Source organism: Bradyrhizobium sp. USDA 4502 (assembly GCF_054063355.1).
The window spans coordinates 3,549,755-3,573,473 of the sequence record NZ_JBSSGF010000001.1 but is presented as its reverse complement, the minus strand read 5'-3'; the positions used below and the strand labels follow the sequence as shown (position 1 = coordinate 3,573,473).

Below are 23,719 nucleotides of genomic sequence, written 5' to 3'. Positions count from 1 at the left end.
AACTGATTTTCCTAACCACCCCTTGGGTTGTGTTCCCGTACAAGGGCATCCACAGGGGCAGGAAAATGTCGGTTGTCTCAACGAGCAGCGTGCCGGAATACCGGCGGCTGTCGATCAAGGGTGTGTTGCGCGCCAGCAGGATGGGCGCGATCCAGTGGCTCGTCTTGAGCGCCGCGCTGTTGGTGCTCGCCATCACGCTCGGCACCGGCTATCTCGCGCTGCAGTTTCGCGAGCGCGCGCTGGAGATGTCCGAGCGCGAGCTCAACAACACTGCGCTGCTGCTGTCGCGGCATTTCGACCAGCAGCTTACAGATCTCCAGCATGTCCACGACGACATCGTGAATTACCTGCGGGCCGAGCAGGTCGAGACCGCCGATCAATTCGAAAAGAATATGTCGCTCTTGAGCGCGCACGAGATGCTGCGCACGCGGCTGGCGGCGCTGCCGCATGTCGGCGGGCTCAATCTGTTCAACGCCAAGGGATGGCTGATCAACTCATCCGAGATGTGGCCGGTGCCCGACATCAGCGTTGCGGACCGGCGCTATTTCCACGAGTTCACTTCGGGGCGTCCGACCTCACCCGTGATCGTCGAGCCCGCAATGAGCAAGGTGACCGGCAACTGGACCACGATCTTTGCGCGCAAGATCACCGGGCGCAACGGCGAGATCATCGGCTTCGCGAGCCGCGGTGTCGAGCCGAGCCATTTCGAGGATTTCGTCGCCTCGCTGGCACTGAGCGGCGACACCGTGATTTCGATGATCCACCGCGACGGCACCATCATCGCGCGCTATCCGCAGGATGCCAGCGTGATCGGTCGCAACATCATCAACCTGCCGGTGTTCCAGAAGGTCATCAGCTTTGGCGGCAACACCTCGGGACGGTTCGTTGGCGCTTCGGGCGAGGAGAGCGTCGGCGCGGTCAGATCGCTGTCGCATTTTCCGATCCTGATCCTCGCTACCACGAAGACATCGAGCGCGCTGGAGGACTGGCGCACCCAGACCAAACTGCAATTCTGCGCGGCCGTGTTGGCGGTACTGATCATCAGCTTCGCGGTCTTCCTGATCGTCCGCCAATTGCAGCGGCAGCACGATGCGGCAAGCCGCCGGCTGTCCGAGAAGAGCCAGCACCTCGACACCGCCATCAACACCATGACGCAGGGGCTGCTGCTGTTCGACGCCTCGGCGCGGCTCGTGATCTGCAACCAGCAATACATCGACATGTTCGGCCTCTCGCCTGATGTCGCGAGGCCGGGCTGCCATCTGCGCGAGCTGATCCTGCATCGCCAGGCGATCGGCTCGTTTGTCGGCGACGTCGACGAGTACTGCGCCCGCTTCACCAACCCGAGGGGCGATGAGGTTCGGGACTCCGTGATCATGACGCCTGACGGTCGCAGCATCCGCCTGATCTATAAGCGTGCGCCCGACGGCGGCTGGGCCACCACTCTCGAGGACGTCACCGACGGGCGGCGTGCGCAGGCGCGGATCGAGTATCTCGCGCATTACGACGCGCTGACCAATCTGCCAAAACCGGACGCTGTTCCAGCGCCACGCGGAAGGGCTGCTGCTCGAGGCCGCCACGCGCGAGTTCGCCATCCATTACATCGATATCGACGAGTTCAAGCGGATCAACGACACGCTAGGCCATCTGATCGGCGATGAGTTTCTCCGGCGCGTGGCCGAGAAGTTGCGCCAGTCGGTCGGGTCGAACGACTTCATCGCGCGGCTCGGCGGCGACGAGTTCGCGATCGTCCAGCACGACATCACCTCGAACGACGACGTCGGCGACCTGGTCGCACGCATCTATCAGTCGCTGCGCACGCCGTTCGACTGCCTCGGCCACCATTTGTCGAGCGACGCCAGCATCGGCATTGCGATCGCCCCGCGCCACGGCTCCGATCTGTTCCGCCTGCTCAAATGTGCCGACCTTGCGATGTACGCCGCCAAGGCGGCGGGCCGCAGGACCCATCGCTTCTTCGATCCGGCGATGGAGGCGCAGGCCAATCTGCGCCGCGTGCTGGAGGCCGATTTGCGTATCGCGCTGGCCGAGGGCGGCTTCGAGCTGCACTACCAGCCGCTGGTCGACCTGCGCAGCGACGAGGTGACCGGCTGCGAGGCGTTGCTGCGCTGGCGGCATCCCGTGCGCGGCATGATCTCGCCGGCGGAGTTCATACCGGTTGCCGAAGAGACCGGGCTGATCGAGGAGATCGGGCAGTGGGTGCTGCGCACCGCCTGCACCGAGGCGGCAGCCTGGCCGGCGCATGTGTGCGTCGCGGTCAACGTCTCGCCGATCCAGTTCAAGTCGGAGACGCTGGCGCTGAAGGTTGCGAATGCGCTTGCCGACAGCGGGCTCGACCCGCGCCGGCTCGAGCTCGAGATCACCGAGGCGGTGCTGATCGCCGACGACGATGCGGCGCTGGTCACGCTCGGCCAGCTCCGCGCGCTCGGTCTCCACATCGCGCTCGACGATTTCGGCACCGGATACTCGTCGCTGCAATATCTGCAACGCTTCCCGTTCGACAAGATCAAGATCGACCGCAGCTTCGTCAAGGAAGTGACCCGCAACAGCGGCTCGGCCTCGATCATCCGCGCCGTGGTTTCGATCGCAGCCGACCGCAACATGATCACCACTGCCGAGGGCGTCGAGACCGATCAGCAGCGCGACACCGTGCAGATGCTCGGCTGCACGCAGATGCAGGGCTACCTGTTCAGCAGGCCGGTTCCTGCGCGGGACCTGCGGACGCTGCTCGCGGCCGATTGCGTCGCCGCCTGAGCGCCTGCCGATCCGGTCCGTCAGGAACAATCGTCGCCGTCTCCGATTGAGAGTGGAAGCTCTTGAGAGGCGAGGCGGTCCATGAAGAGCAAGCTCGTGTCCGATGCGCCGAGCGCGCAGGTTCACGTCGTCGTGCTCGACAGCGGCGAGGAAGCGTTCGGCGCGCTGACGAAGTTCGCCAATGATGCGAAGGTGACGGCGGCGTCGCTCACTGCGATCGGCGCGTTCGAGCGGGCAACCGTCGGCTGGTTCGATTTCGCATCCAAGAGCTACCGGAAGATCGAGATCAACGAGCAATGCGAATTGCTGTGCGCGATCGGCGATATCGCGACCGGCGACGACGGCAAGGCCAGCCTGCATATTCACATCGTGCTCGGACTGTCGGATGGATCGACACGCGGCGGCCATCTGCTTGCCGGCATCGTTCGGCCGACGCTGGAGGTTGTGGTCACGGAAGCCCCCGCCAGGCTTCGCCGGCGGAAGCGATCCGAGCTCGGCATCGCCCTGATCGATCCAGCCGCGACCGCCTGACGCTTTCCGCCGAAAAGTTCCTAAAAATCGACCTGCCGACGCTGAGGCGCGGAACCGAACCCGTGGAACCGCGTTCCCTTGCGGGGCTCGACCGGCAGGCGATCAATGAAAACCGCAGCAACGTCCGCGGCCATGCTGCTGTTTGCCTCGTGCATGGCAAACGCAGAGAGTGGCCTTGCGTCCTATTATCGTGGCATCGGCAGGAGTGGCGAGATGACCTGCGCGCATCGCAAGCGGCCATTCGGCAGCATGATCACCGTCTCGTATCTGGGAAAATCGATCCGGTGCCGCGTCAACGACCGGGGCCCGTTCCTTCGTGGACGGATCATCGATGTGTCGACCACGGCGGCCCGCGCGCTCGGCATCCTTCAGCTCGGCGTCGCGCATGTCGTGATCCAGTAGAGCGCGGCCGGCGGCAGGATCAGGGCCTGGAAGCAGTCGCCCGCTGTTCGGCGATCGCCTTGCGGAGCGTCCGTGACAGCGCCTCGACCGAATAGGGTTTCTGGATCAGCTCGAAGCCGCTGTGCGCGTTCTCGGCGAGCACGTTGCTGTAGCCGCTGGTCAGCACCACCGGCAGTCCAGGAAAGCGATCGCGGATGATTCCGGCGAGCTCGACGCCGTTCATGCCCGGCATGATCACGTCGGAGAACACCAAGTCGGCGGAGAACTCGTTCTCCGAGAGGATCGAGAGCGCGGCATTGGCATTGGCCGCGCGCTTGACCGAATAGCCGAGATCCTCGAGCAGCTCGGTGGAGAACTGGCCGACATCGTCGTTGTCCTCCACCACGAGGACGCGATAGCCGCGGCCGATCGAAGCCTGCTCGGTGCCCGCGCGGGCTGCGACCTTGGCGTCCGCCGGGCGCATCGCGTGCGGCAGATAGATGGTGAAGGTCGCACCGTGCCCGGGCGTAGAGGTGACCTCGATGTCTCCATCGGATTGCTTGACGAAGCCGAAGGCCTGGCTCAATCCGAGACCCGTTCCCTTGCCGACCTCCTTGGTCGTGAAGAACGGCTCGAAGATCGCGTCGAGGTTTTCCGGCGAGATGCCGGTGCCGGTGTCCTGGATCGAGACCGTGACGAAATCGCCGCTGCGCGAGGCCTGGGCGCGCAGGGCAGGGATATTCTTGACCTTCCGGACGCCGATCGTCAGCTGGCCTTCGCCGCTCATGGCATCGCGGGCGTTGACCGCGAGATTGAGTAGCGCGGTCTCGAACTGGCCGATGTCGGCGATCGCAAAGCAGTCGGGATCCTCGATCCTGACCTCGATGTGGATCCGCGCGCCGACCAGCGGGCGGATCAGCTGCGTCACGCTGTCGACCTGCGTGCCGACATTGAACACTTCCGGATTGAGCGGTTGCCTGCGCGCAAATGCCAATAGCTGGGCGGTGAGCTTGGAGGCCCGCTCCACGGTCTCGGAGATCGCATCGATATAGCGGCGGCGCCGGTCATCCGGCAGATCGCGGCGGCGCAGGAAGTCGGTCGCGGAGCGGATGATGGTGAGCAGGTTGTTGAAATCGTGCGCGACGCCGCCGGTGAGTTGGCCGACGGCTTCCATCTTCTGCGATTGCCGCAGGGCTTCCTCGCCGCGGCGCCGTTCGGTGATATCGACGGCCTCCGGAACGGCGCCGACGATGGTGCCGTGCTGGTCCTGCAGCGGCCGCATCGCGAAATCGAAATAGCGCTCGCCGATCGGCAGGCGCAGCTGCATCTCGATCTTGACTTCCTCGCCGCGCATCACGGTCGCGAAGGCATTCTGGATCACGCGCGGCATGCCCTCGGTCGCGGCGAACCACGGCGTGTCCCAGAACGGCTTGCCGACGACGTCGGCGGCATCGGTACAGATACCGGCCAGCGCCGTCTGGTTGCTGTAGAGCAGGCCGCCATTGCGGTTGAGCAGCATCTGGTATTGATGGCTGGTTTCCAGGATCGCGCGCGTCTGCGCTTCGCGGGATTCGAGTTGCGCGGTGCGCTCCAGGATGCGCCGCTCCAGCGACTCGTTGAGCTTGCGAAGCTCGATCTCGGCTTCCTTGGCCGCCGTGATGTCGTGGGCGACGCCGATGAAGCCGATGTGCTTGCCGTTCGGGTCCCAGCGCGGCTGCGATTCCGAGCGCAGCCAGCGCCAATCGCCTGCGGCGTTCCGATAGCGGGCCTCGAGCACGAATGGCTTCAGCGAGAGCTCGCCGGTGATCTGCTCCTGCAGGATTTGCGGCAGGTCATCCGGATGCAGCGCCTTGCGCCAGTCGAACACGATCGCTTCCTCAAACGGCAGTCCAAGGAAGTCGAGATAGGCCTGGTTGGCAAAGGAGCGGGTGCGGTCGAGCTTGGTCACCCAGATCGGCACCGGCGCGCTGTCGGCGATCAGGCGGAAGCGCTCTTCGCTCTCGCGCAGGGTCTCCTGTGCCAGCATCTGATCGGTGACGTCGAGATCGGCGCCGACCAGCCGCAGCGCACGGCCGCTGCGGTCGCGCTCGATCTTGGCGACGACGCGGATCCAGCGGCTCTCGCCGTCGTTCGGGCGGATGATGCGGTATTCGGCCGTGTAGTCTTCGCCGCCGGCCTTGAGCACGCCGAACAGGTGCCGGATCGTGCGCTCGCGATCCTCGGGGTGGATGCGCGCGACCCAGTTCTCATAGGTCTCGTTGACCTCTTCGGGTGGCAACCCATGCACCAGGAGATATTCGGGAGAGCGGCGGTTGCGCACGCCGTCGCGGAAATCGATCTCGAGTCCGCCGACCCGCGCGATGCGCTGGATCCGCGCCAGCTCCGCCTCGCGCTCCTGGAGCTCGCGATGGGCGCGATCGCGTTCGCGCGCGATCTCCTCAAGATGCTGCCGCAGCCGTTCGGCTGCCGCAGCTTCGGGAAGCACATCAGCGGGATCGGATGGGGTCATACGCGCCGGCAACCTCTCGGTGCAGTCTCACACAGGACGCGGCGGCTTTGCCAGCTTGATTTATCGCGATCACTTGCCCTTCACTTGGCTTTGGGCGGCCGGCAATTATAGGCCCGGCGGAACCCGGCGGCCTGTGCATCCTCCTCGGAGCAGAACCAGCGATCCGGATTGCCGAGGCCTGGATAACTGCGGCACGCCTGCAGGTGGTAGATGCCGACATTGCCGGTGACGCGGGCCCGCACGGCGTACTTGCCCTTGATGTTGCAGCTGGCCGGCATCGGCAGGTCGTCGGGGAAGAGCGCGTTGCGGATCTGCTGGTCGCGGTCGGCGGGGCAGGCGTTGCCGAGCAGGGCGCCGTCCTTCCTGGCCGTACGAAAATCGCGTGGCGCCACGAAGCAGCCCTTCCAGAGCCCGGCACGATTGTCCTTGGCGGTGGCTTCATCCGGCTTGAATCGGCCAGTGGCCGAGTTTTCGACATTGAGAGCGTAGCCCTTCTGGACCAGCACCTGGCTGAGGCTGGTCGGGTCGCCCTCGATCTTGCAGACGCCGAGGCGGCGCTTCTTGAAGGTCGGATCGACGCCGATATCGTCGCAGTGAATTGGCTTGCCGCCGATCAGCCTGGTCAGCTGGTCGCGCGCCTCGATCCCGCAGGTCCAGGCGTCGGCGTGCTCGTCGATGCAGAGCTGATCGACCGCCGGCGCGTCGATGCCGTCGAGCCGATAGGTCGTGTTGCCGAGCTGAATGGTGCCGGCGTCCTTGATGACCGCAGTGGCCGTGGGGCCTGCGGTTGCAGTCAGGCTGGTAGTTGCAGACAGGAAGGCCAGGAGAAGCGTCGTGGCGACCGGATTTCGAAACCGCATTTTCTCAACTTCAGATCTTTGGCGGGCAGCCGAACTTCTAGCACAAGCCGGTACGATCCAACCAAGGACTGTTCGCGAGTGGGGGCGTGCGCACCGTCACGTCCCGATCGGCATTCCGCGACGTAGAACGGCCGGACAATTGCCATTGAAGCGGTGCGCATGGGCAAGTTTCGTTATCAACGTCCTCCGCCGAAATCATCACCGGCATTTGGAGCCTGCAATGCTTCGCGCGCTGGCGGCGGAAGAGAAAGACGGCCCAGGAGGCCGCGCCCGATCAAAGATCCAATTGACTTGATGGGAACAAAATAGGAACATGATGCGCCACCTGAATCCCGGATACCCCATGATGTCTGCACGGCCCGAATCTGACGACGATGACGGGCTGGAAGCCGCTGTCGATCAGGCCATTTCCGCCTGCGGGGGGAATCTGCGTGCCACTATCCGGGCGCTGATCGTGGCCAATGAATTCCTGGAGAACGAGGTCAGCGAGCTGATGAAGGCCGTCGCGAAGGCTCATTCGCGTGGCCGCTTCAAGACCTATTCGGGCTGAAATACCGATCGGGCTACTGCCGAGGACTGACCTTGGACTGGCCGGGCAGTAGGCAGGGTCTGCATTAGACCGTTGCCTCCGGGGCAATTTGCTGTACCAACGGAGTGGTTACGCCCAATCGCCCGTGCCAGATTGCGCGGGGAGGAATCCTGCCAAATGGACAATTCGAAGTCCGAAAAAGCCCAAGCAAGAAGAGCATGTTCAAACGAATCCTGATCGCCAACCGCGGCGAGATCGCCTGCCGGGTCATCAAGACTGCGCGCCGTATGGGGGTTGAGACGGTCGCCGTCTATTCCGAGGCCGACCGCGACGCGCTGCATGTCGAGATGGCCGATGAGGCCGTGCTGATCGGACCGCCCGCCGCGGCCGAGAGCTATCTTTTGATCGACAAGATCGTCGAGGCCTGCCGCAAGACCGGCGCGCAGGCGGTGCATCCCGGCTACGGCTTCCTGTCCGAGCGCGAGGCGTTTCCGCGCGCGCTGGAAGCCGCCGGCATCGTCTTCATCGGTCCGAACCCCGGCGCCATCGCCGCGATGGGCGACAAGATCGAATCCAAGAAGGCCGCGGCGAAGGCGAAAGTCTCGACCGTGCCGGGTCATCTCGGCGTCATCGAGGACGACAAGCACGCCGTCCAGATCGCCGACGAGATCGGCTACCCCGTGATGATCAAGGCCTCCGCCGGCGGCGGCGGCAAGGGCATGCGCATCGCGCATTCGAAGGCGGAGGTCGCCGAAGGCTTCAACCTCGCCAAGGCCGAGGCGAAGTCGTCGTTCGGCGACGACCGCGTCTTCATCGAGAAATTCATCGTCGATCCCCGGCACATCGAGATCCAGGTGCTCGGCGACAAGCATGGCAATGTGATCTATCTCGGCGAGCGCGAGTGCTCGATCCAGCGCCGCAACCAGAAGGTCATCGAGGAGGCGCCGTCGCCGCTGCTCGATGAGACCACCCGCCGCAAGATGGGCGAGCAGGCCGTCGCGCTGGCGAAGGCCGTGAACTACGATTCGGCCGGCACCGTGGAATTCGTCGCAGGCCAGGACAAGAGCTTCTACTTCCTGGAGATGAACACCCGCCTGCAGGTCGAGCATCCCGTCACCGAATTGATCACCGGCATCGATCTCGTCGAGCAGATGATCCGCGTCGCCGCCGGCGAGAAGCTCGCGATCGCGCAGAAGGACGTGACGCTGACCGGCTGGGCGGTGGAATCCCGCGTCTATGCCGAGGATCCGTTCCGCAACTTCCTGCCGTCGATCGGGCGCCTGGTGAAATACCGTCCGCCGGCCGAGGCCAGCCATGACGGCATCACGATCCGCAACGACACCGGCGTGCAGGAAGGCGGCGAGATTTCGATCCATTACGATCCGATGATCGCCAAGCTCGTCACCCACGCCCCGTCGCGCGCCGCGGCGATCGAGGCGCAGGCGACCGCGCTCGACGCCTTCTATGTCGACGGCATCCGGCACAACATTCCGTTCCTGTCGGCCTTGATGAACCATCCGCGCTGGCGCGAGGGCCGGCTGTCGACCGGCTTCATTGCGGAGGAATTCCCGAAAGGGTTTTCGGCGCGCGCGCCCGAGGGCGAGATCGCGCGGCGGCTGGCCGCGGTCGGTGCCGCCATCGATCACGTGCTGGGCGAGCGCAAGCGGCAGATCTCCGGCCAGATGGGCGGCCGCGTGGTGCTGCGCGAGCGCCGCCGCGCGGTGTGGCTCGACCGTGCCGAGATCGCGCTCGACGTGGCGCGCGAGGGTGACGCGATTGCAGTGCGCTTCATCGGCGCCGACGGGCTGCCGGGCAACCCTCATAACCTCGTATCGAGCTGGGTCCCGGGCGATCCGGTTTGGCAGGGCACCATCGACGGCAACTTTGTTGCCGTGCAGGTGCGGGCGATCAACAGCGGCTTCCGCCTCGCGCATCAGGGTTTTGAGGTGCCGGTCTATGTCTTCACCGAGACCGAAGCGACCTCGGCGCGGCTGATGCCGGTGGTCTCGGCCGCCGACACCGGCAAGAAGTTGCTGTGCCCGATGCCGGGCCTCGTCGTGTCGATCGCGGTGACCGAGGGGCAGGAGATCAAGGCCGGCGAGACCCTGGCGGTGGTCGAAGCCATGAAGATGCAGAACGTGCTGCGCGCCGAGCGCGACGGCACGGTCAAGAAGATCCACGCCGCCGCCGGCGCCACGCTCGCGGTCGACGCGCTGATCCTGGAGTTCGCGTAACCCTGTCATATTGGGGCGCGCGGTACGCGCGAACCCGGAATCTCGAGATTGAGAGCGAGATGAGATTCCGGGTTCGATGCTTCGCACCGCCCCGGAATGACGGAGAATAGGACATAGCAAATGGCCTTCCGCAAACGCCGCGAAGCCCTGCGATCGATTCTCACCGGATCGACCTGCATCCGCCCGGGCTCGGTCTATGACGCGACCTCGATCCGGATTGCGGAGGATCTCGGCTTCGAGCTCGGCATGTTCGGCGGCTCGGTGGCGTCGCTCGCCGTGCTCGGCGATCCCGATATTGCGCTGATCACGCTGACCGAATTCGCCGAGCAGATACGCCGCATGTCGCGTGCGTCGACGCTGCCAGTGCTCGTCGATGCCGACCACGGTTACGGCAACGCGCTCAATGTCCGCCGCACGGTTCAGGAGGTGGAGGCCGCCGGCGCGGCCGGCCTCACCATCGAGGACACGCTGCTGCCGCAGGCGTTCGGCCAGGCCAAGACCCAGCTGATCTCGCTGGAGGAAGGCGTCGGCAAGATGAAGGCGGCGCTTGACGGCCGCAGCGATCCGTCGCTCGTCATCCTGGGCCGGACCGGTGCCGTCTCGATCACCGGTCTCGACGATGCGATCGCACGCGCCAGGGCCTATGAGGCGGTCGGCGTCGATGGCTTGTTCTTCACCGGCATCAAATCGCGTGGCGAGTTGGAGGCGCTCTCGGCCGCGACGACGCTGCCGATCGTGCTCGGCGGCGCGCCGGAGGAGATGACCGCGCTCGACTATCTGGCAAGCCGGCGCGTCAGGATCGCGCTGCAAGGCCACGCGCCATTCGCGGCCGCAACCCAGGCCGTCTACGAGACGCTGAAGGCGCTGCGCGAAGGCACCTCGCCGAAGAACCTCAAGGGTATCGCCTCGTCCGAACTGACCGGCCGCGTCATGCGCGAGGCGGAGACCAAGGCGCGCAGCGGCGAGTTTCTCGGTCTGAAGAAATGAGCGGTGTGATCCGCCACGTCACCATCAGCGGCCGCGTCCAGGGCGTCGGCTATCGCGCCTGGGTCGACGAGCAGGCAAACGCGCGCGGCCTCGAAGGCTGGGTCCGCAACCGCCGTGACGGCAGCGTCGAGGCGGTGTTCGCCGGCCCCGACGACGTCGTCACTGAAATGATCACGGCATGTGGCCGCGGTCCGTTCTCGGCGCGCGTCGCTGCCGTGCACGCCGCATCTGGCAGTTCCGATCTTTTGAACCAGCGCCGGGCAGGGGAGCGGTTCTCGGTCCTGCCCACGATCTGAAGCGCGTCGTTACGCGACCGCTGAGATCACCAGCGCCTGAATCCGGCCTTCGATCGCGCCGTTGCCGAAGCGGCGCGCGATCGCCGACGCGGCGTGCTCGGTCGCGGCATCAAGGCCGATACCGCCGCGCGCCTCGATCTCGCCGCGTAACGGTGATCCCTGGCAAAAGCCGATCGCAGGATCATGCGGCGCATTCGCCCGGCTTTGCAGCCGAACGTCGTCGATCTCGATCTTGCTGAAGCCCGCGGCTGCAAGATCGGCCCGGATCGGGTCGGCCGCGTAGTGGCCATAAGGCGTGCGCGCCAGGAAGCGCGGCGGGTCGGCCGGAAAGACCTCCGCCAATGCCTGGGTCACCACGTCGGCAAACTCGTTGTCTTCGATGCGACCCCACATGCTGAACAGGAAACGGCCGCCTGGCTTCAGCACACGGGCGCGCCTCCGAATAACCCTTGGGCTTGTCGGGGAAGAACATCGCGCCGAATTGGCAGGCGACGACGTCGAAGCTCGCGTTGTCGAACGGCAGGTTCAGCGCATCGGCCTGCCGCCAGGTGATTGCGGTCCGGCCCGGCATCTGTGACTTCGCTCGTTCGAGCATCGGTTCATTCAGGTCGGTCGCCACGATCCTGGCGTCGCTGCCGAGCGCGGACGCCAGCGCGCGGGTGACGGCGCCGGTGCCGGTTGCCGTCTCAAGCAGGTCGCGCGGGCCAAGCACCTTGGCGCGTTGCGCCAGATCGCGTGCGTAGGGTTCGAAAATCATCGGCACGAGGAGCCGGTCGTAAAGCTCTGGAATGGACCCAACGAACTCCTTGTCGGACGCTGGCATGCGCAATCTCCCTTGCGGCCGTGACGCGGGCGACCCGGTGCACGGCCCAAAAACATCCACCCGGATCAACTTGGACGAAGAGCTCGGGGGCCACAAAGGAAAACTCCTCACCTCCGATGCACGGCATTCGCCGAGGCGCCGGATAGGTCAGGAGACCTGCCATGTCTCGTGCGCCGTCGTGGACAGCATGGCCAGCCTTGACTTCTGCTCCGAACCGTCTGATATTTCTGTCATGACAGAAATAACCGCCAAGAAAAAACTTCCCGCCGTCGTCGAGCGCTTCATCCTGCATTGGGGCGACATGGGCGACGAATGGGGCGTCAACCGTTCGGTCAGCCAGATCCACGGGTTGCTCTACCTTGCCGAAGCGCCGATGACGGCGGAAGACATCGCCGACACCCTCGGCATGGCGCGCTCCAACGTTTCCAACTCGATCAAGGAGCTGTTGTCCTGGGGATTGATCCGGCGGGTGCCGATCCTTGGCGATCGCCGCGACCACTTCGAGGCCGAGACCGACATCTGGGAGGTCGCGGCCAAGATCGCGGCGGGACGCAAGGAGCGCGAGATCGATCCCGCGCTCGCAGCGCTGCGCGCCTGTGTCTCCGACGCGGCCGACGATCCCGCGATCAGCCCGCTCGCCAGCAAGCGGCTGAAGGAGATGCTGACATTCACCGAGCTGGTCGATCGCTGGTACACGCAGATGCTGAACGTGCCGCGGCCGCGCCTGGTCGCGCTGATCAAGCTCGGCGAGAAGATCGTGAGTTTCCTGCCCACGAGCAGGGCCAAATAAAGGCGGCGGCGTAACGGGAGCGTGCGATGGCGTCAGCAAGGATATCCACCTTAAAGACAGCACCGGCTTCCGATACAAAGCTGCTCGACGACCATCGCTTCCGCGCATTGCTGTCGGACGAGGATTGGGGCCGCCTGCCGGTTGCGATCTGGCGGCGCTTCTCGAAACGGTTCGAGGACGGCAACACCGTCGTCTATGTCGGCGAGGTCGAGGAGGCGGCGTGCAGCCGCATCGGCTGGTGGCTGGCGCAGGCCGCACGGCTGATCGGCGGACCGTTCCCGACCGGCACCGAAACGCGCGTGGCGATGATCGTCACCGTCACCGAGGACGCGGCAAGCGGCGGCCAGGTCTGGACCCGCATCTGCGCGCGCCGCGACGGCTTCCCGCAGGTGATTCATTCCGCCAAGCGCTTTGCCGGTTCGACCGGGCTCGAGGAATATGTCGGCTTCGGCGTCAGCATGGCGCTGCGGATCGCGGTCGAGCACGAGGCGCTGGTGTTTCGCAGCGTCGGCTATTCGCTGCAACTCGGTCCGTTTCGCCTGCCGCTGCCCGAATGGCTTACGCCGGGCGATCTCACCGTGACCCATTCCGATCTCGGCTGCGGTGACTTCCGCTTCACGCTGGAGATCATCCACCCGCGTTTCGGCAGGCTGATCCGTCAGTCCGCCGTGTTCAGGGAGGCCACTCCATGACGCCGCTGCTTTGGACACTTGTCGCCATCCAGATTGCGATGGGCGCATTCGATACGTTCTATCACCACGAATTCACCGAGCGGCTGGCCTGGCGTCCCTCGCAGCGCCACGAGCTGCAGCTGCACAGCGTGCGCAACATGCTCTATGCGCTGCTGTTCCTCGTGCTCGGCTGGCTGCAAGTGCACGGCATCCTTGCGATCGCGATCATGGCCGTCCTCGTCGTCGAGGTCGTCATCACCTTGATGGATTTCGTCGAGGAGGATCTGAGCCGAAAGCTGCCGCCGAGCGAGCGGATCAATCACACGCTGCTGGCGATCAATTACGGCGCCATCCTCGTGCTGCTGGTGCCGGTCCTGATCGGCTGGGCGATGCTGCCGACCGCCGTCGCGCCGGCCTATGCGGGTCCGTTAAGTCTGTTCGCGACGGCTGCGGCCTTCGGCGTCGCGCTGTTCGGCGCGCGCGACTTTGCCGCGACGAGGCGCCTCGGACGGATGGCCAGCGTGCCGGCCGCGACTCTGGTCGAGAAATTGCCGGCGCGGCAGACCGTGCTCGTCACCGGCGCCACCGGCTTCATCGGCAGCCGCCTGGTCGCGAGCCTCACCGCATCCGGCCATCAGGTGATTGCGTTGATCCGCAATCCGGCAAAGGCCGACATGCTGCTGCCGCCGGTGACGCTGATCACGAGCCTCGACCAATTGCCCGCCGACTCCGGGATCGACGCCATCGTCAACCTCGCGGGCGAGCCGATCGGCAACGGCCTGTGGACCGAGGCCAAGCGCCGCAAGATCGTCGCCTCACGCATCGAGATGACGTCTGATGTGGTCAAGCTGATCGCGCGCCTCGAACGCAAGCCGTCGGTACTCGTGAGCGGCTCCGCGATCGGCTGGTACGGGCTCTGGCAGGACCAGGTGCTGACGGAGTCGGCGAAATCCCACGCCTGCTTCAGTCACGAATTGTGCGAGGCCTGGGAGAATGCGGCGAAGCCGGCCGCGGATCACGGCGTGCGGGTGGTATATTTGCGCATCGGTCTCGTGGTCGGCACCGATGGCGGCTTCATCACGCGGATGCTGACGCCGTTCGAGTTCGGCCTCGGCGGCCCGCTCGGCTCGGGCAAGCAGTGGATGTCGTGGATCGAGCGCGACGACCTCGTGCGTCTGATCGCGCATGTGATCGCGAGACCTGAGCTGTCCGGTCCTGTCAACGCGACCGCGCCGATCCCGGTGACCAACACGAAATTCACCGAGGAGCTCGGACGCCGTCTGCACCGGCCGGCGATCTTCCGCGTGCCGGCGGCGCTGCTCCGCGCCGTTGGCGGCGACTTCGCCGACGAGCTCTTGCTCGGCGGCCAGCGCGTGCTGCCGAACAAGGCGCTGAGCAACGGCTTTGTGTTCCGTCACGAAACCTTGCGCAGCGCGTTCGATGCGATCCTGTGAGGAGGCCTCGATGTGCAGCACCTGTTCCCGTGCATTCGGAGGCTGGCTTGCGGGCTGTGGCGCCGCGACCGCGGTGATTTCCGCAGTCGGTCAGACCGTTCTGATGATGACGTCGCACGGCGATGTCGCGCGGCTGCTCTACGGCATCGTCATGATGCTGCTTCCGTCGGCCGCGGTCTTCATCATCACCTGTCTGCTCACAGCAATTCCCACTGCGATCGTCGTCTGGTTCACTGAGGAGTTCCATATCAGGGCCGCGGGATTTTTCGCCTGCGCAGGCGCGGCGATCGGTGCGTTGAGCATCACTGTCCTTCTACGATCCCCGGCTGTCTGGACATCCGGACTGGTTTGCCTGTTCGTCGTGGCCGGGTTTGTCGCCGGCCTGACCTACTGGTTCGTCATGTGCGAACTGGCGGCAAGCGAAGACTCGATGTGAACCGCTACGATGTTCAACCTATGCCGCAGACGCCACGCTCCGAAACGTCGCAGCCAGCGTCCTGAGTGCCGCGAGCTTGGCGGGATCGCTGACTTTCGAATGCAGCATCACCTTCGACGTGCCGAGCCGCGGCAGCTTGTGGGCAGGGCCGATATCGACCAGGCCCGGCGGCGCGATGCGGCGGACGAGGGGCGCGACGGCAAGCCCTGCAAGCGCGGCCGCCACCACCGCGGTGACGCCGCCGCCGACGAAGCTTTCGGTCCAGGCGATGCCGGCCTTGTCAAGCGCGCGCACGGCGAGGGCGCGCACGCCGCAGGGCGGCGCCAGGGTCGCGAGCGGCAGCGCATCGCCGCGCGGCCAGACGAAGCGTTTGGCGGCGAACCAGCCGAATTCGTCCTCGGTCAGCTTCTCGCCGCCGCGCCGGCTGCCTTCCTGGCGCACGATCACGGCGTCGAGCTCGCCGCCATCATAAGCGTCGAGCATTTCGCGCGAGAAGCCGATGGTCACGGATAGGGCAAGCTGGGAGGCCATCGCGTGCAGCCGCTCCAGCAGCGGCACCAGCTCCGGGCCCGCGGCGTGATCGCTGATCCCGAGCGTGAGCTGCTGCCGCGCGGGTTTCTCGCCGGCCAGCGCGCGATCATGCACCTCGATCAGCGCGCGGGCGTGCTGCAGGAAGGTCGCGCCGTCGGCGGTCAGCCGCACCGCGCGCGGCGAGCGCTCGACCAGCCGCTTGCCCAGCACCGTTTCGAGCCGCTGCAACTTCATGCTGATCGCCGCTTGCGTGGTGCCAAGCGCCTCGGCGGCGCGGGTGAAGCCTTGCAGCTCGGCGACCAGGAGGAAGGCCTGCACGGTGTCGATATCGAGCGTGGCGGTCATGATCAATGATCGCTATCATTGCTATCAATATAGATAAGATACCAAGATGATGAGCGAAGGTCTAGCTAGAGGAGGCGCGATTGACCCGCGCCAACCGGATTCAAGGAGACCGATCATGCCGCTCATCACCGTCACCTACGCGACCTCGCGCGAGAGGCCGTCGCTGAAATCCGACATCGCCGCCGCCGTGTCGGACCTGACCGCCGGGATTCTGCACAAGGATCCCAAGGTCACCGCGATCATTGTGAAGTCCGCCGATGCGGCCGACTGGTTCGCGGGCGGCAAGTCGCTCGCCGAGCAGGGGCTCGCGAGCTACTGGCTCGACATCCACGTCACCGAGGGCACCAACACCAAGGACGAGAAGGCGGCCTATCTCGCGGCGCTGTTCAAGCGGATGGGCGAATTGCTCGGGCCGCTCCACACCGAGAGCTACGCCCATGTCGACGAGGTGAAGGGCGACGCCTACGGCTTCGGCGGCCTCACCCAGGAGCGCCGCTACATCGCCAGCAAGCTCGAGGTCGCGCCGCAGAAGGCGGCGTGAAGCCTATGACGTCGCTTCCGGCAGGCGCGCTGCGGTGTCGCCGAACACCTCGGAAAAGGCCTGCCGGAGCGCGACGTCGACATCGGCCATCGTGACCGGCAATCCGAGATCGACCAGCGAGGTGACGCCATAGCGCGGATCGACCACGCCGCAGGGCACGATGGCCTGGAAGTGCGCAAGATCAGGCTCGACATTGATCGCGATGCCGTGGAACGAGACCCAGCGGCGCAGCCGCACGCCGATCGCGGCGATCTTGTCCTCATGGTCCGGTCCCTTGTCCGGGCGCCGCACCCAGACCCCGACGCGGTCCTCGCGGCGCTCGCCGCGGACGTTGAAGGCGGCGAGGGTGCGGATGATCCATTCTTCCAGCGAGGCGACATAGGCGCGCACATCGGGCCGGCGCCGCTTGAGATCGAGCATCACATAGGCGACGCGCTGGCCCGGGCCGTGATAGGTGACCTGGCCGCCGCGTCCGCTCTGGAAGGTCGGAAAGCGCGGCGCGAGCAAATCGTCGGCCTTGCCGCTGGTGCCGGAGGTATACAGTGGCGGGTGCTCCAGCAGCCATACCAGTTCGGGGGCCGAGCCCGCCGCGATCTTCGCCACCCGGTCGTCCATTGCGGCGAGCGAATCGGGGTAGGGCACCGCGCGGTCGGAAATCCGCCATTCGACCGCTTCGCCGCCCGGAGGGCGCGCAAAGGTCGTCAAATCGAGGCTTTGGCGGTCGTTAACCATTAGCTAACCCTAACGTGGTCAGGTGAACCTACAATCTAGTTCCCGTTCGGCGGCTCAGAAGTGCCCACCCTCGATAAAGTCAGCGTTGATCTCATGGTGGTCCTCGGTACCACGACGATGCCGATTCACCAGGTCATGCGGCTGTCCCGCGGCGCCATCATCGAACTGGATGCCACCGAGGCCGACGAGGTCAAGATCCTCGCCAACAACCTGCCGGTGGCCAGCGGCGTGGTCCTGGTCGACCGCAACCGGATTGCGGTCGAGGTCAAGCAGATGCTGCCGAAATCTCCCGGGGTTCGCGGCTAATTCCCGCATTAATCGCCTTGTCCCTGCATCCGTGATTTGTTACATGGCCCCGTCGATCCGGCGGGGCCTTCGGGGTTCCATCCGGTATCCCAAGCGCTCGTGGCGGAATTGGTAGACGCGCTGCCTTGAGGTGGCAGTGGGTAACACCGTGGGGGTTCGAGTCCCTCCGAGCGCACCATAAACCCACGTTTAGCATTGAAATCGCTAAACTTTTTTCCGGGAGTTACCCGGGAATGTTACCACTCCGTTCTGGCGCGGCGTTCGCGCTCTGTTTGCCTCAGGCCCTCGCAGGCGGTCGTCTAGCAACTGGTTCTGATCGTAAGTCACGATCTTCTCCATTCCGCTCATTCCGAGCCTCTCCCGATTCGCCTGGGCGATGTAGTGCGCGGGCATCTTCGGATCGGTCCAGCCGAACATCGCCATCATCTGGCTTTCGGTGCAGTCGGCGTAGGCGGCGACTTCGGCGCGCGCCTTGCGGACTCCATGGCAGCTCTTCTTCGGCTCTTTGACGCCGGCCAGGACCGCGTACTTCTTGAACTTGGCCGCCCAGGCCTTCTTGTTCATCGGCTGAATGCGACCACGCACGGTCTTGCCGGTAAATACCTCCGCGCCGACGATGCCCGCAGCGCGAGCCGCCCGCAGGCTTTCGGCGAACTCTGGATGCACGGGTACTGTGACGGTGGTGTTGCCCTGGCTTTTCTCCGTCGCAATCTGCACCGCCATCTTCCGGACGATCTGGCGCAGGTGAGGTGGTCCGAAACGGTGCGCATCGCCGAGCCGCAGGAACGTGTAGTGCAGGATATCGAACATCAGGCGTGCCTCGGTGCCGAGCGGCCACTTCTTTCGATACTTGGCCATGTCATCTTCGGTCCAAGGCAGAAAGCCGCCGGTCTCACGGCTTGCTTTCGCTTTGCCGGATTTCAGTCCAATGGTTGGATCGTCGTCTTCATCGAGATGGTTCTCGTCGATCAACCAGCGGATCATGCCGCGCACTGCCGACAGCAAGTTGCCCGCTTGTGACGGCGTGCGCGCCTTCATCTCTGCCTTGATCACTTTGCGCGTCAGCACCGCAAACGGCTTCTCGCCATTCTCGGGGAGTAGCGACTCGATCAGGCCAGTCCGCTGGAGCCGGGTCGATTCCGCTAAACCCTCATGGCCGACACTGAGATCGCCGAGCCAGTGATCGCTTTGCTTGTAGCCGTTCCAGTACCAGCGGAGCGTGCCGGGGGCGGCCGGCGTCGCTGGCAGAGCGGGGTGCTCTTCGTTGCGCTGCTTCTGCGCATGGATGTAGTCGCCCTCGTTGCCAAATAGCGCTATCTGGGCAGCGATCGCGGCATCGACTTCGCCGTCAAAGTCGGCTGTGCCGAATTCGGCCTTGATCCGGATCTTCGGCAGCTTGTTTCGTAGCTGCACATAGTACCGCAGTTGCCCGCGCTGGCTAACGTCGACATGCAGGTAGCGGCGCTCGGGTTGGCACGGCTTCGTGGTCGCCTTGACGCGGCGCATGCGCATCACTCCCCCAAGCGCCACAACACCCGCGTCATAGGCTGCGTCGAACGCTGGCGTCCCGTATTCCTCACTGATCCCAATCCTGCGGCCCTTGCGGCTAACCTTCACGTACCAGCGCAGCGAGCCTGACTGGGAGTAATTGAAGTAAAGGTACATTCGCCGATCCCCGGGCGCGCGGGGGTCGAGTCTTTCCGTTCCAGGCATTGGCTCTCTCCGTGGACCAATGCTTGGAGTCTAGCGATGCGGTGACTCCGCATCAATTGCATAAGGTGCGTTTCACCCGCTTTCGGTGCGTTTCAAGTAACGCTGCAACGCCTCGGACGGCGTCCATGTTTCGGCAGCATCGTGGATTTGTATTGCGACCGGAGCGAGCACAATCTGAATAGTGCCGTCGCCGTCGATAGCAATTGCGCTAGCCCCGGTCGCCCTCGCTGCTCGGATGGCGCGGGTTATATCTGCTTGCGTGACCTTGGCGGCGCGTCGGGGCATTACTTTCCTGAGAGAGTTGGCGAGAGGAACGACCGCTGGAGTGTGAATGGGATGACCTAGAACGTCGAATAGCCGTCGTGACGGTGAAAGTCTGGCATCGAACGTTGGAATGGCGAAAGGCCAGTTATCTACGCATGGAGTATTTGGCTAGGCCAGCGTAGCAATCGGCGGTGCCGGCTCGCGCGGTATTATGGCGCAAATGCGTTTTCGTTAGGTCCCGAATTCGTTAGGTTCAAGGAGGTAGGTGGTATTGCGCCCCTGAAACTCGAAAAGGTAGTATTGCTGCATATTGGGAAAAGGTATTGCCGTGGTTGTGCCGCGTTGGCTGGTTGGGCCGATAGTTGCTTTCACTCTTGGTTTCGCGCTCGGGGGTAGCGTGTTTTGGGGGCTATATGGACCGAACACGACGATAGAGCGGGTAAGCCAAGCCTCCGAGCATTCCTCCACTGATCACGAGCCCAAGTCCAAAAAAGAGGAAACTGACGAAGCCCTCGCTCGTTACACGCTTTGGCTGATGATCTTTACCGGCATTTTGGCGGTTGCCACAATCGGACTCGGAGGGGCCACGCTTGGTCTGTATTTCACTGGCGAGAAGCAAATAGCTGTCAGCAGGCGATCTGCCGAAGCGGCGATAAAATCCGCCAAGGTCGCTGACGAAGCCCTCTTCATGGGGAATAGGCCATACATCTTCGTTACGAAGGCCGAACTGAATCACACCCTCGATCCTGCCACGTTCGATTTTGCAGGGGCACCACTGTGGCCAACCGTCGACTACATGGTTGAAAACCATGGGAGCACACCGGCAACCATCATGCTTGTTTGCGCGGATTCGGCCTGTGTTGCTGCGTTGCCTGGAAAGCCAGAGTATCGCCCGGAGACTGCTTACCGTTCGAATCGAATGATCCTCCCCGGGAAGAAAGGCATCCGTCTTACCTATCCCCTCAAGACCCCAATCGACGGGCAAGTATTGAATGACATTCGCGTCGGAACTGTCATGGGCGGACGAAGCCTTTACGCCTATGGATTCATCAAGTTCGAGGACATTTTCGGCAACATCAATGAGATAGGGTTTTGTTGGCGTTACATGCCGGGGCGGAACTTCTACCCCGAAGACAATGACGCCTATAACTACCACTACGTATATCGGCCGGCGCCATCCGGCACCGATGTGCCGCCCCAATCTGCATAAAGTGGCCCAAGCTACGCGCCGCCGCCCGACTCTTCTCCTAGTCACGGATGCCTCCCGTGATCTAGGAATCGGCCCCGAGTGACCCTTGTGGCGTTTGCGCCATAATACCGGACTCGCGTGCGTAGCACGTAGCACGCTCCACATCTGGACTCGAAAACGCTCAGGGCTCCGCCCTCGGCGCGCTTCGTCGCGCCTTCCGCCCAGCTTCCTCCGCGCTAACGCGCTCCGTGCAGCCGGTTCCCCGCGAAGGCGCCCACTCTGCTTGCACACCCGCTGCTCGCCGCGAGGCAAGGGTTGCAGCGCAGCGCTGCGAACCCTCGCCCAAAGGCAGGATTGGAAGCGAAATAGCAATGAGCGATATGAGGGTAAATAACGCTTGAAAGAGGTGGGGAGTCCCCTCCGCTCGGGTCGCCCTGGCCGTCGAACCGGAATTGGACGGTGAGGGGACCGCTACGGAGTTTTATTTTGTGACTATCTGCGAGAGTAGGCGGCGCTGTTAGAGAGCTGAACCGAGGCTTCCATGCGGCTCAAAAGCTCAAAAGTCTCCGAAGACTGCTCACAAAATGCCGCATCTGCAGGTGGAAGTCCGGCCGCGTCAGACCGAGGCGGCTTTTCGCCTTCGAGAAGGTTTGGGAGTTGGCTTAAGGAAGTCTGCCGGTTCGACTGCTAGGACCTTCGATAGCTTTTCGATGATTTCCAGTCCAACGTAATGACTGCCTTTCTCCAGCGCACTCATGTAGGTCCGATTGATGTTGGCTTCGTAAGCCAAGTCTTCCTGGGAATAGCCTCTTTCATGCCGAAGCCGGCGCAAGTTGGCTGCGAAGACATGGCGAATATCCATGTCTTTAACCCAAGCCTTATGTCTGATATAACCCCACCGGATTAAACCGACATTCGTCCCACGATGACCAGATAATGGGCTGGCGTCAGGCTTGAGCGCTAAGTTCAGCTCGACCTAGGGCAAACGGAAGGAGAAACAGCAATGTCAAACGAGATGTGGCCGTCATCGCTCCGCATCCACGCCATCCTGTCCGATTGGCAGGGTTAGTTGCGGCCCGAACCTTCAATCAGGCACGATACCGACAAGCGCCATGCCAAAACTTCCGATCAATCCTCGAGGTTGCCGACGTCGCGCCGGCCGACGTAGCGATGACGGCTTATGATGAGCTGCATGTGGTGACCTACATGCGCCTTCTGCAGGCCGAGGGCGAGGGAGCGGATTGGCGGGAAGCGTCTCGAATAATCCTGCACATCGATCCGGAGCGTGAACAAGACCGCGCGCGGAACGCATACCAGAGTCATCTCGCTCGCGCTAAGTGGATGACCGAACAGGGGCGTCTCTTGCGCGGCAAGGGGGCCAACTAGAAGAAATCCCTCGATCAGGGCGTCGATTTAGAATCGTCTTCATGAGCCAATACGTGGTCACCTGGGGGTACCACGTGGTGCTAAACTAGGACTTCCTGCAATCCCATCGTTCACAATTATTGCACCGCAATCATTGTTAGCTGCGTGCGTACGGGGTGGAAGCAATGCCTGAGTTCGACTGGCGGTCGAACCTTGCACGAGTCTTCGCGGCGTAGAGATCACCGACATCGCCTGGGAATGTCTTCGTCATAACGCGGACTACCGGCGCGACTATGAAGCAATGATCGCCAACAGTCCGAATGGCCAAGTGACCGCCGAATTTCGGAGGAGGTGGGGCATCTACTTTCGCCCTTGACCCACTGAGGTCCTTAAAGGAACAGGCGATCTTTTGGGCGCCCGAGGTTCTCTCGACCGCTGTGCCGGTCGCAGTGACCGCGTCGCCCCTTAGCACTGGCGCTGCAGCTCAGCCGTTGCTCGATCTCGCGGCTGACGAGGTCCGCCGCGCCGCTGAGGGGTAGCACGCTGTGCTGCGCATCTGCCCCCTGGACCACCGATCTGGTCCAATGAGCCGCCAGCCGTCGGCGCTCGCTACACCGCCGAGCTGCCGCTTGACGGTGATTTCGAAGAACGCGCATTTGCATCGTGGCGGCGTTGGTGGGCGATGAACGGCGCGCGGCAGGCTCGGCCTTTCGTGATCTGGTGTTGCCGGCCGGAGCAGAGACACGCCGTCCATCGGCCAGCTCGATCGCTATCGTGCCGTCCGGTGGCTGCACCAGATCGTGCAAGGCCGCGAGCGCCGGAACCTCATTGGCCGCGCCGTCGGCGAGCGTCACCGTCGCAAGTCGCGGTACCTTGCGAGCGGTCAGGCCGAACACGGTCCGTCTGCGGAACACCATGCTGGTGGCGACGCCATGGCGGCGGCAAACCTGCGCGACGCTGACGCCGGGCTTCTCCGTCTGCTGCACGATCGCCAGCTTCTGCTTGTTGTTAAACCGACGCCGGTTCGACCGGTCGTCCACCGCTTCCGGTGTCAAGCGGTGTGTGCGTCGCGCGCAATTAGCAGCGCTGCTTGATTGAGCCGGGTACTCGGATGATGCAGCAATCGCCAGTCCATCTCGCCGCCGGATTCTTCGAGACGATCGCGGCAGATCCGCAACGAATCGCGCGAAAGACCGAGGCTCGCGGCATACCTGGCATGCCCGATGCCGTCCAGCTCATCGCCTCGACATGCATGTTCCAGAACACTCGAAGCGCGATCGGACTGGAGTTCGTGCGCACGCAGTGGCGATAGCGCGTGGGCCCCTTGCGTCGCTTCGGCTGCCCCTTCTTGCGCTGACGTTCTGCCATCGCTCGGCGCAAATTCCGCAGCTCTTCCGCACGTTTGCGTAAGCCTTCCGGACTCACCCGATGGCGAACCAACGCTCAAACGTCGCCATCGAAAG

General features: G+C 64.0%; 22 protein-coding genes, 1 tRNA gene and 3 pseudogenes. 18 read left to right on the top strand and 8 right to left on the bottom strand.

Annotated elements, in window-relative coordinates; all coding sequences use genetic code 11:
- The first annotated feature begins 65 nt into the window (after positions 1 to 65).
- The 3 genes and pseudogenes from ACVW1B_RS16465 (at position 66) to ACVW1B_RS16455 (ending at position 3,702) form a co-directional block, all read left to right on the top strand.
- Positions 66 to 2,769: pseudogene (locus tag ACVW1B_RS16465) on the top strand (bifunctional diguanylate cyclase/phosphodiesterase).
- Between the two features lie 81 nt (positions 2,770 to 2,850).
- Positions 2,851 to 3,300, top strand: a complete 450-nt coding sequence (locus ACVW1B_RS16460) for a PPC domain-containing DNA-binding protein (protein ID WP_253608280.1) — start codon at positions 2,851 to 2,853, stop codon at positions 3,298 to 3,300.
- Between the two features lie 105 nt (positions 3,301 to 3,405).
- Positions 3,406 to 3,702, top strand: coding sequence for a septal ring lytic transglycosylase RlpA family protein (locus ACVW1B_RS16455; RefSeq protein WP_456821804.1), 297 nt, complete (start codon positions 3,406 to 3,408; stop codon positions 3,700 to 3,702).
- A 19-nt stretch (positions 3,703 to 3,721) separates the two neighbouring features.
- Here ACVW1B_RS16455 and ACVW1B_RS16450 read toward each other — a convergent pair whose 3' ends face one another.
- Positions 3,722 to 6,190 (bottom strand): PAS domain-containing hybrid sensor histidine kinase/response regulator, encoded by a 2,469-nt coding sequence (locus ACVW1B_RS16450; RefSeq protein WP_253608281.1) that lies wholly within the window; start codon positions 6,188 to 6,190, stop codon positions 3,722 to 3,724.
- Between the two features lie 80 nt (positions 6,191 to 6,270).
- A complete protein-coding gene (locus ACVW1B_RS16445) occupies positions 6,271 to 7,050 on the bottom strand; it encodes a thermonuclease family protein (RefSeq protein ID WP_253608282.1) in 780 nt (259 codons plus the stop codon).
- 343 nt (positions 7,051 to 7,393) lie between these two features.
- On the opposite strand from ACVW1B_RS16445, the gene ACVW1B_RS16440 reads away from it, so the two are divergent.
- The 4 genes from ACVW1B_RS16440 (at position 7,394) to ACVW1B_RS16425 (ending at position 11,096) form a co-directional block, all read left to right on the top strand.
- On the top strand, positions 7,394 to 7,600 hold the full coding sequence (locus tag ACVW1B_RS16440) for a hypothetical protein (RefSeq protein ID WP_016840474.1): 207 nt from the start codon (positions 7,394 to 7,396) through the stop codon (positions 7,598 to 7,600).
- 197 nt (positions 7,601 to 7,797) lie between these two features.
- Complete coding sequence (locus ACVW1B_RS16435; RefSeq protein ID WP_253608283.1) at positions 7,798 to 9,813, top strand: acetyl-CoA carboxylase biotin carboxylase subunit; 2,016 nt, start codon at positions 7,798 to 7,800, stop codon at positions 9,811 to 9,813.
- A 120-nt stretch (positions 9,814 to 9,933) separates the two neighbouring features.
- Positions 9,934 to 10,800, top strand: a complete 867-nt coding sequence (locus ACVW1B_RS16430; RefSeq protein WP_253608284.1) for an isocitrate lyase/PEP mutase family protein — start codon at positions 9,934 to 9,936, stop codon at positions 10,798 to 10,800.
- Positions 10,797 to 11,096 (top strand): acylphosphatase, encoded by a 300-nt coding sequence (locus tag ACVW1B_RS16425; protein ID WP_253608285.1) that lies wholly within the window; start codon positions 10,797 to 10,799, stop codon positions 11,094 to 11,096. Before ACVW1B_RS16430 ends, ACVW1B_RS16425 begins: the two co-directional genes overlap by 4 nt.
- Before the next feature lie 9 nt (positions 11,097 to 11,105).
- Here ACVW1B_RS16425 and ACVW1B_RS16420 read toward each other — a convergent pair.
- Positions 11,106 to 11,919: pseudogene (locus ACVW1B_RS16420) on the bottom strand (class I SAM-dependent methyltransferase).
- A gap of 232 nt (positions 11,920 to 12,151) precedes the next feature.
- Between ACVW1B_RS16420 and ACVW1B_RS16415 the strand changes: the two are divergent.
- Genes ACVW1B_RS16415 through ACVW1B_RS16400 form a run of 4 tightly spaced genes read left to right on the top strand, consistent with a single transcriptional unit; the run spans position 12,152 to position 15,270 of the window.
- Positions 12,152 to 12,709 (top strand): GbsR/MarR family transcriptional regulator, encoded by a 558-nt coding sequence (locus ACVW1B_RS16415; RefSeq protein ID WP_253608287.1) that lies wholly within the window; start codon positions 12,152 to 12,154, stop codon positions 12,707 to 12,709.
- Positions 12,710 to 12,735: 26 nt separating this feature from the next.
- On the top strand, positions 12,736 to 13,401 hold the full coding sequence (locus tag ACVW1B_RS16410; RefSeq protein WP_253608288.1) for a DUF4166 domain-containing protein: 666 nt from the start codon (positions 12,736 to 12,738) through the stop codon (positions 13,399 to 13,401).
- On the top strand, positions 13,398 to 14,834 hold the full coding sequence (locus ACVW1B_RS16405; protein ID WP_253608289.1) for a TIGR01777 family oxidoreductase: 1,437 nt from the start codon (positions 13,398 to 13,400) through the stop codon (positions 14,832 to 14,834). The genes ACVW1B_RS16410 and ACVW1B_RS16405 overlap by 4 nt, the downstream gene beginning before the upstream one ends.
- 10 nt (positions 14,835 to 14,844) lie before the next feature.
- A complete protein-coding gene (locus ACVW1B_RS16400) occupies positions 14,845 to 15,270 on the top strand; it encodes a hypothetical protein (RefSeq protein WP_253608290.1) in 426 nt (141 codons plus the stop codon).
- Positions 15,271 to 15,288: 18 nt separating this feature from the next.
- Here ACVW1B_RS16400 and ACVW1B_RS16395 read toward each other — a convergent pair whose 3' ends face one another.
- Positions 15,289 to 16,146: a LysR family transcriptional regulator gene (locus ACVW1B_RS16395; protein ID WP_253608291.1), complete on the bottom strand. Its 858-nt coding sequence runs from the start codon at positions 16,144 to 16,146 to the stop codon at positions 15,289 to 15,291.
- Between the two features lie 115 nt (positions 16,147 to 16,261).
- On the opposite strand from ACVW1B_RS16395, the gene ACVW1B_RS16390 reads away from it, so the two are divergent.
- Positions 16,262 to 16,687 carry a tautomerase family protein gene (locus tag ACVW1B_RS16390; RefSeq protein ID WP_253608292.1) on the top strand — a complete coding sequence of 142 codons (426 nt, stop codon included), beginning with the start codon at positions 16,262 to 16,264 and terminating at the stop codon, positions 16,685 to 16,687.
- A gap of 3 nt (positions 16,688 to 16,690) precedes the next feature.
- Here ACVW1B_RS16390 and lipB read toward each other — a convergent pair whose 3' ends face one another.
- The gene (lipB, locus tag ACVW1B_RS16385) at positions 16,691 to 17,419 is read right to left on the bottom strand and encodes a lipoyl(octanoyl) transferase LipB (protein WP_253608293.1); all 729 of its coding nucleotides are present in this window, start codon (positions 17,417 to 17,419) and stop codon (positions 16,691 to 16,693) included.
- Positions 17,420 to 17,479: 60 nt separating this feature from the next.
- On the opposite strand from lipB, the gene ACVW1B_RS16380 reads away from it, so the two are divergent.
- Positions 17,480 to 17,725: a FliM/FliN family flagellar motor switch protein gene (locus ACVW1B_RS16380; protein ID WP_076831216.1), complete on the top strand. Its 246-nt coding sequence runs from the start codon at positions 17,480 to 17,482 to the stop codon at positions 17,723 to 17,725.
- 93 nt (positions 17,726 to 17,818) lie between these two features.
- A tRNA-Leu gene (locus tag ACVW1B_RS16375) sits at positions 17,819 to 17,903 on the top strand.
- 26 nt (positions 17,904 to 17,929) lie between these two features.
- Here the strand turns inward: ACVW1B_RS16375 and ACVW1B_RS16370 are convergent.
- Positions 17,930 to 19,390 carry a tyrosine-type recombinase/integrase gene (locus ACVW1B_RS16370; protein WP_456821803.1) on the bottom strand — a complete coding sequence of 487 codons (1,461 nt, stop codon included), beginning with the start codon at positions 19,388 to 19,390 and terminating at the stop codon, positions 17,930 to 17,932.
- Positions 19,391 to 20,030: 640 nt separating this feature from the next.
- Here ACVW1B_RS16370 and ACVW1B_RS16365 point away from each other — a divergent pair.
- Positions 20,031 to 20,912, top strand: coding sequence for a hypothetical protein (locus ACVW1B_RS16365; RefSeq protein WP_456821802.1), 882 nt, complete (start codon positions 20,031 to 20,033; stop codon positions 20,910 to 20,912).
- A gap of 595 nt (positions 20,913 to 21,507) precedes the next feature.
- On the opposite strand, the gene ACVW1B_RS16360 is transcribed toward ACVW1B_RS16365, so the two are convergent.
- The gene (locus ACVW1B_RS16360; RefSeq protein WP_456821801.1) at positions 21,508 to 21,753 is read right to left on the bottom strand and encodes a helix-turn-helix domain-containing protein; all 246 of its coding nucleotides are present in this window, start codon (positions 21,751 to 21,753) and stop codon (positions 21,508 to 21,510) included.
- A gap of 250 nt (positions 21,754 to 22,003) precedes the next feature.
- Between ACVW1B_RS16360 and ACVW1B_RS16355 the strand changes: the two are divergent.
- Together ACVW1B_RS16355 and ACVW1B_RS16350 are read left to right on the top strand one after the other, a co-directional pair.
- Positions 22,004 to 22,277 (top strand): annotated as a pseudogene (locus ACVW1B_RS16355) (DUF2285 domain-containing protein).
- Between the two features lie 178 nt (positions 22,278 to 22,455).
- Entirely contained in the window at positions 22,456 to 22,632 is a 177-nt protein-coding gene (locus ACVW1B_RS16350) for a transcriptional regulator domain-containing protein (protein WP_456823039.1), read from the top strand.
- 13 nt (positions 22,633 to 22,645) lie between these two features.
- On the opposite strand, the gene ACVW1B_RS16345 is transcribed toward ACVW1B_RS16350, so the two are convergent.
- Complete coding sequence (locus ACVW1B_RS16345) at positions 22,646 to 23,311, bottom strand: transposase (protein WP_456821800.1); 666 nt, start codon at positions 23,309 to 23,311, stop codon at positions 22,646 to 22,648.
- A gap of 56 nt (positions 23,312 to 23,367) precedes the next feature.
- Between ACVW1B_RS16345 and ACVW1B_RS16340 the strand changes: the two genes are divergently transcribed.
- Positions 23,368 to 23,568 (top strand): hypothetical protein, encoded by a 201-nt coding sequence (locus ACVW1B_RS16340; protein WP_456821799.1) that lies wholly within the window; start codon positions 23,368 to 23,370, stop codon positions 23,566 to 23,568.
- Positions 23,569 to 23,719 lie beyond the last annotated feature (151 nt).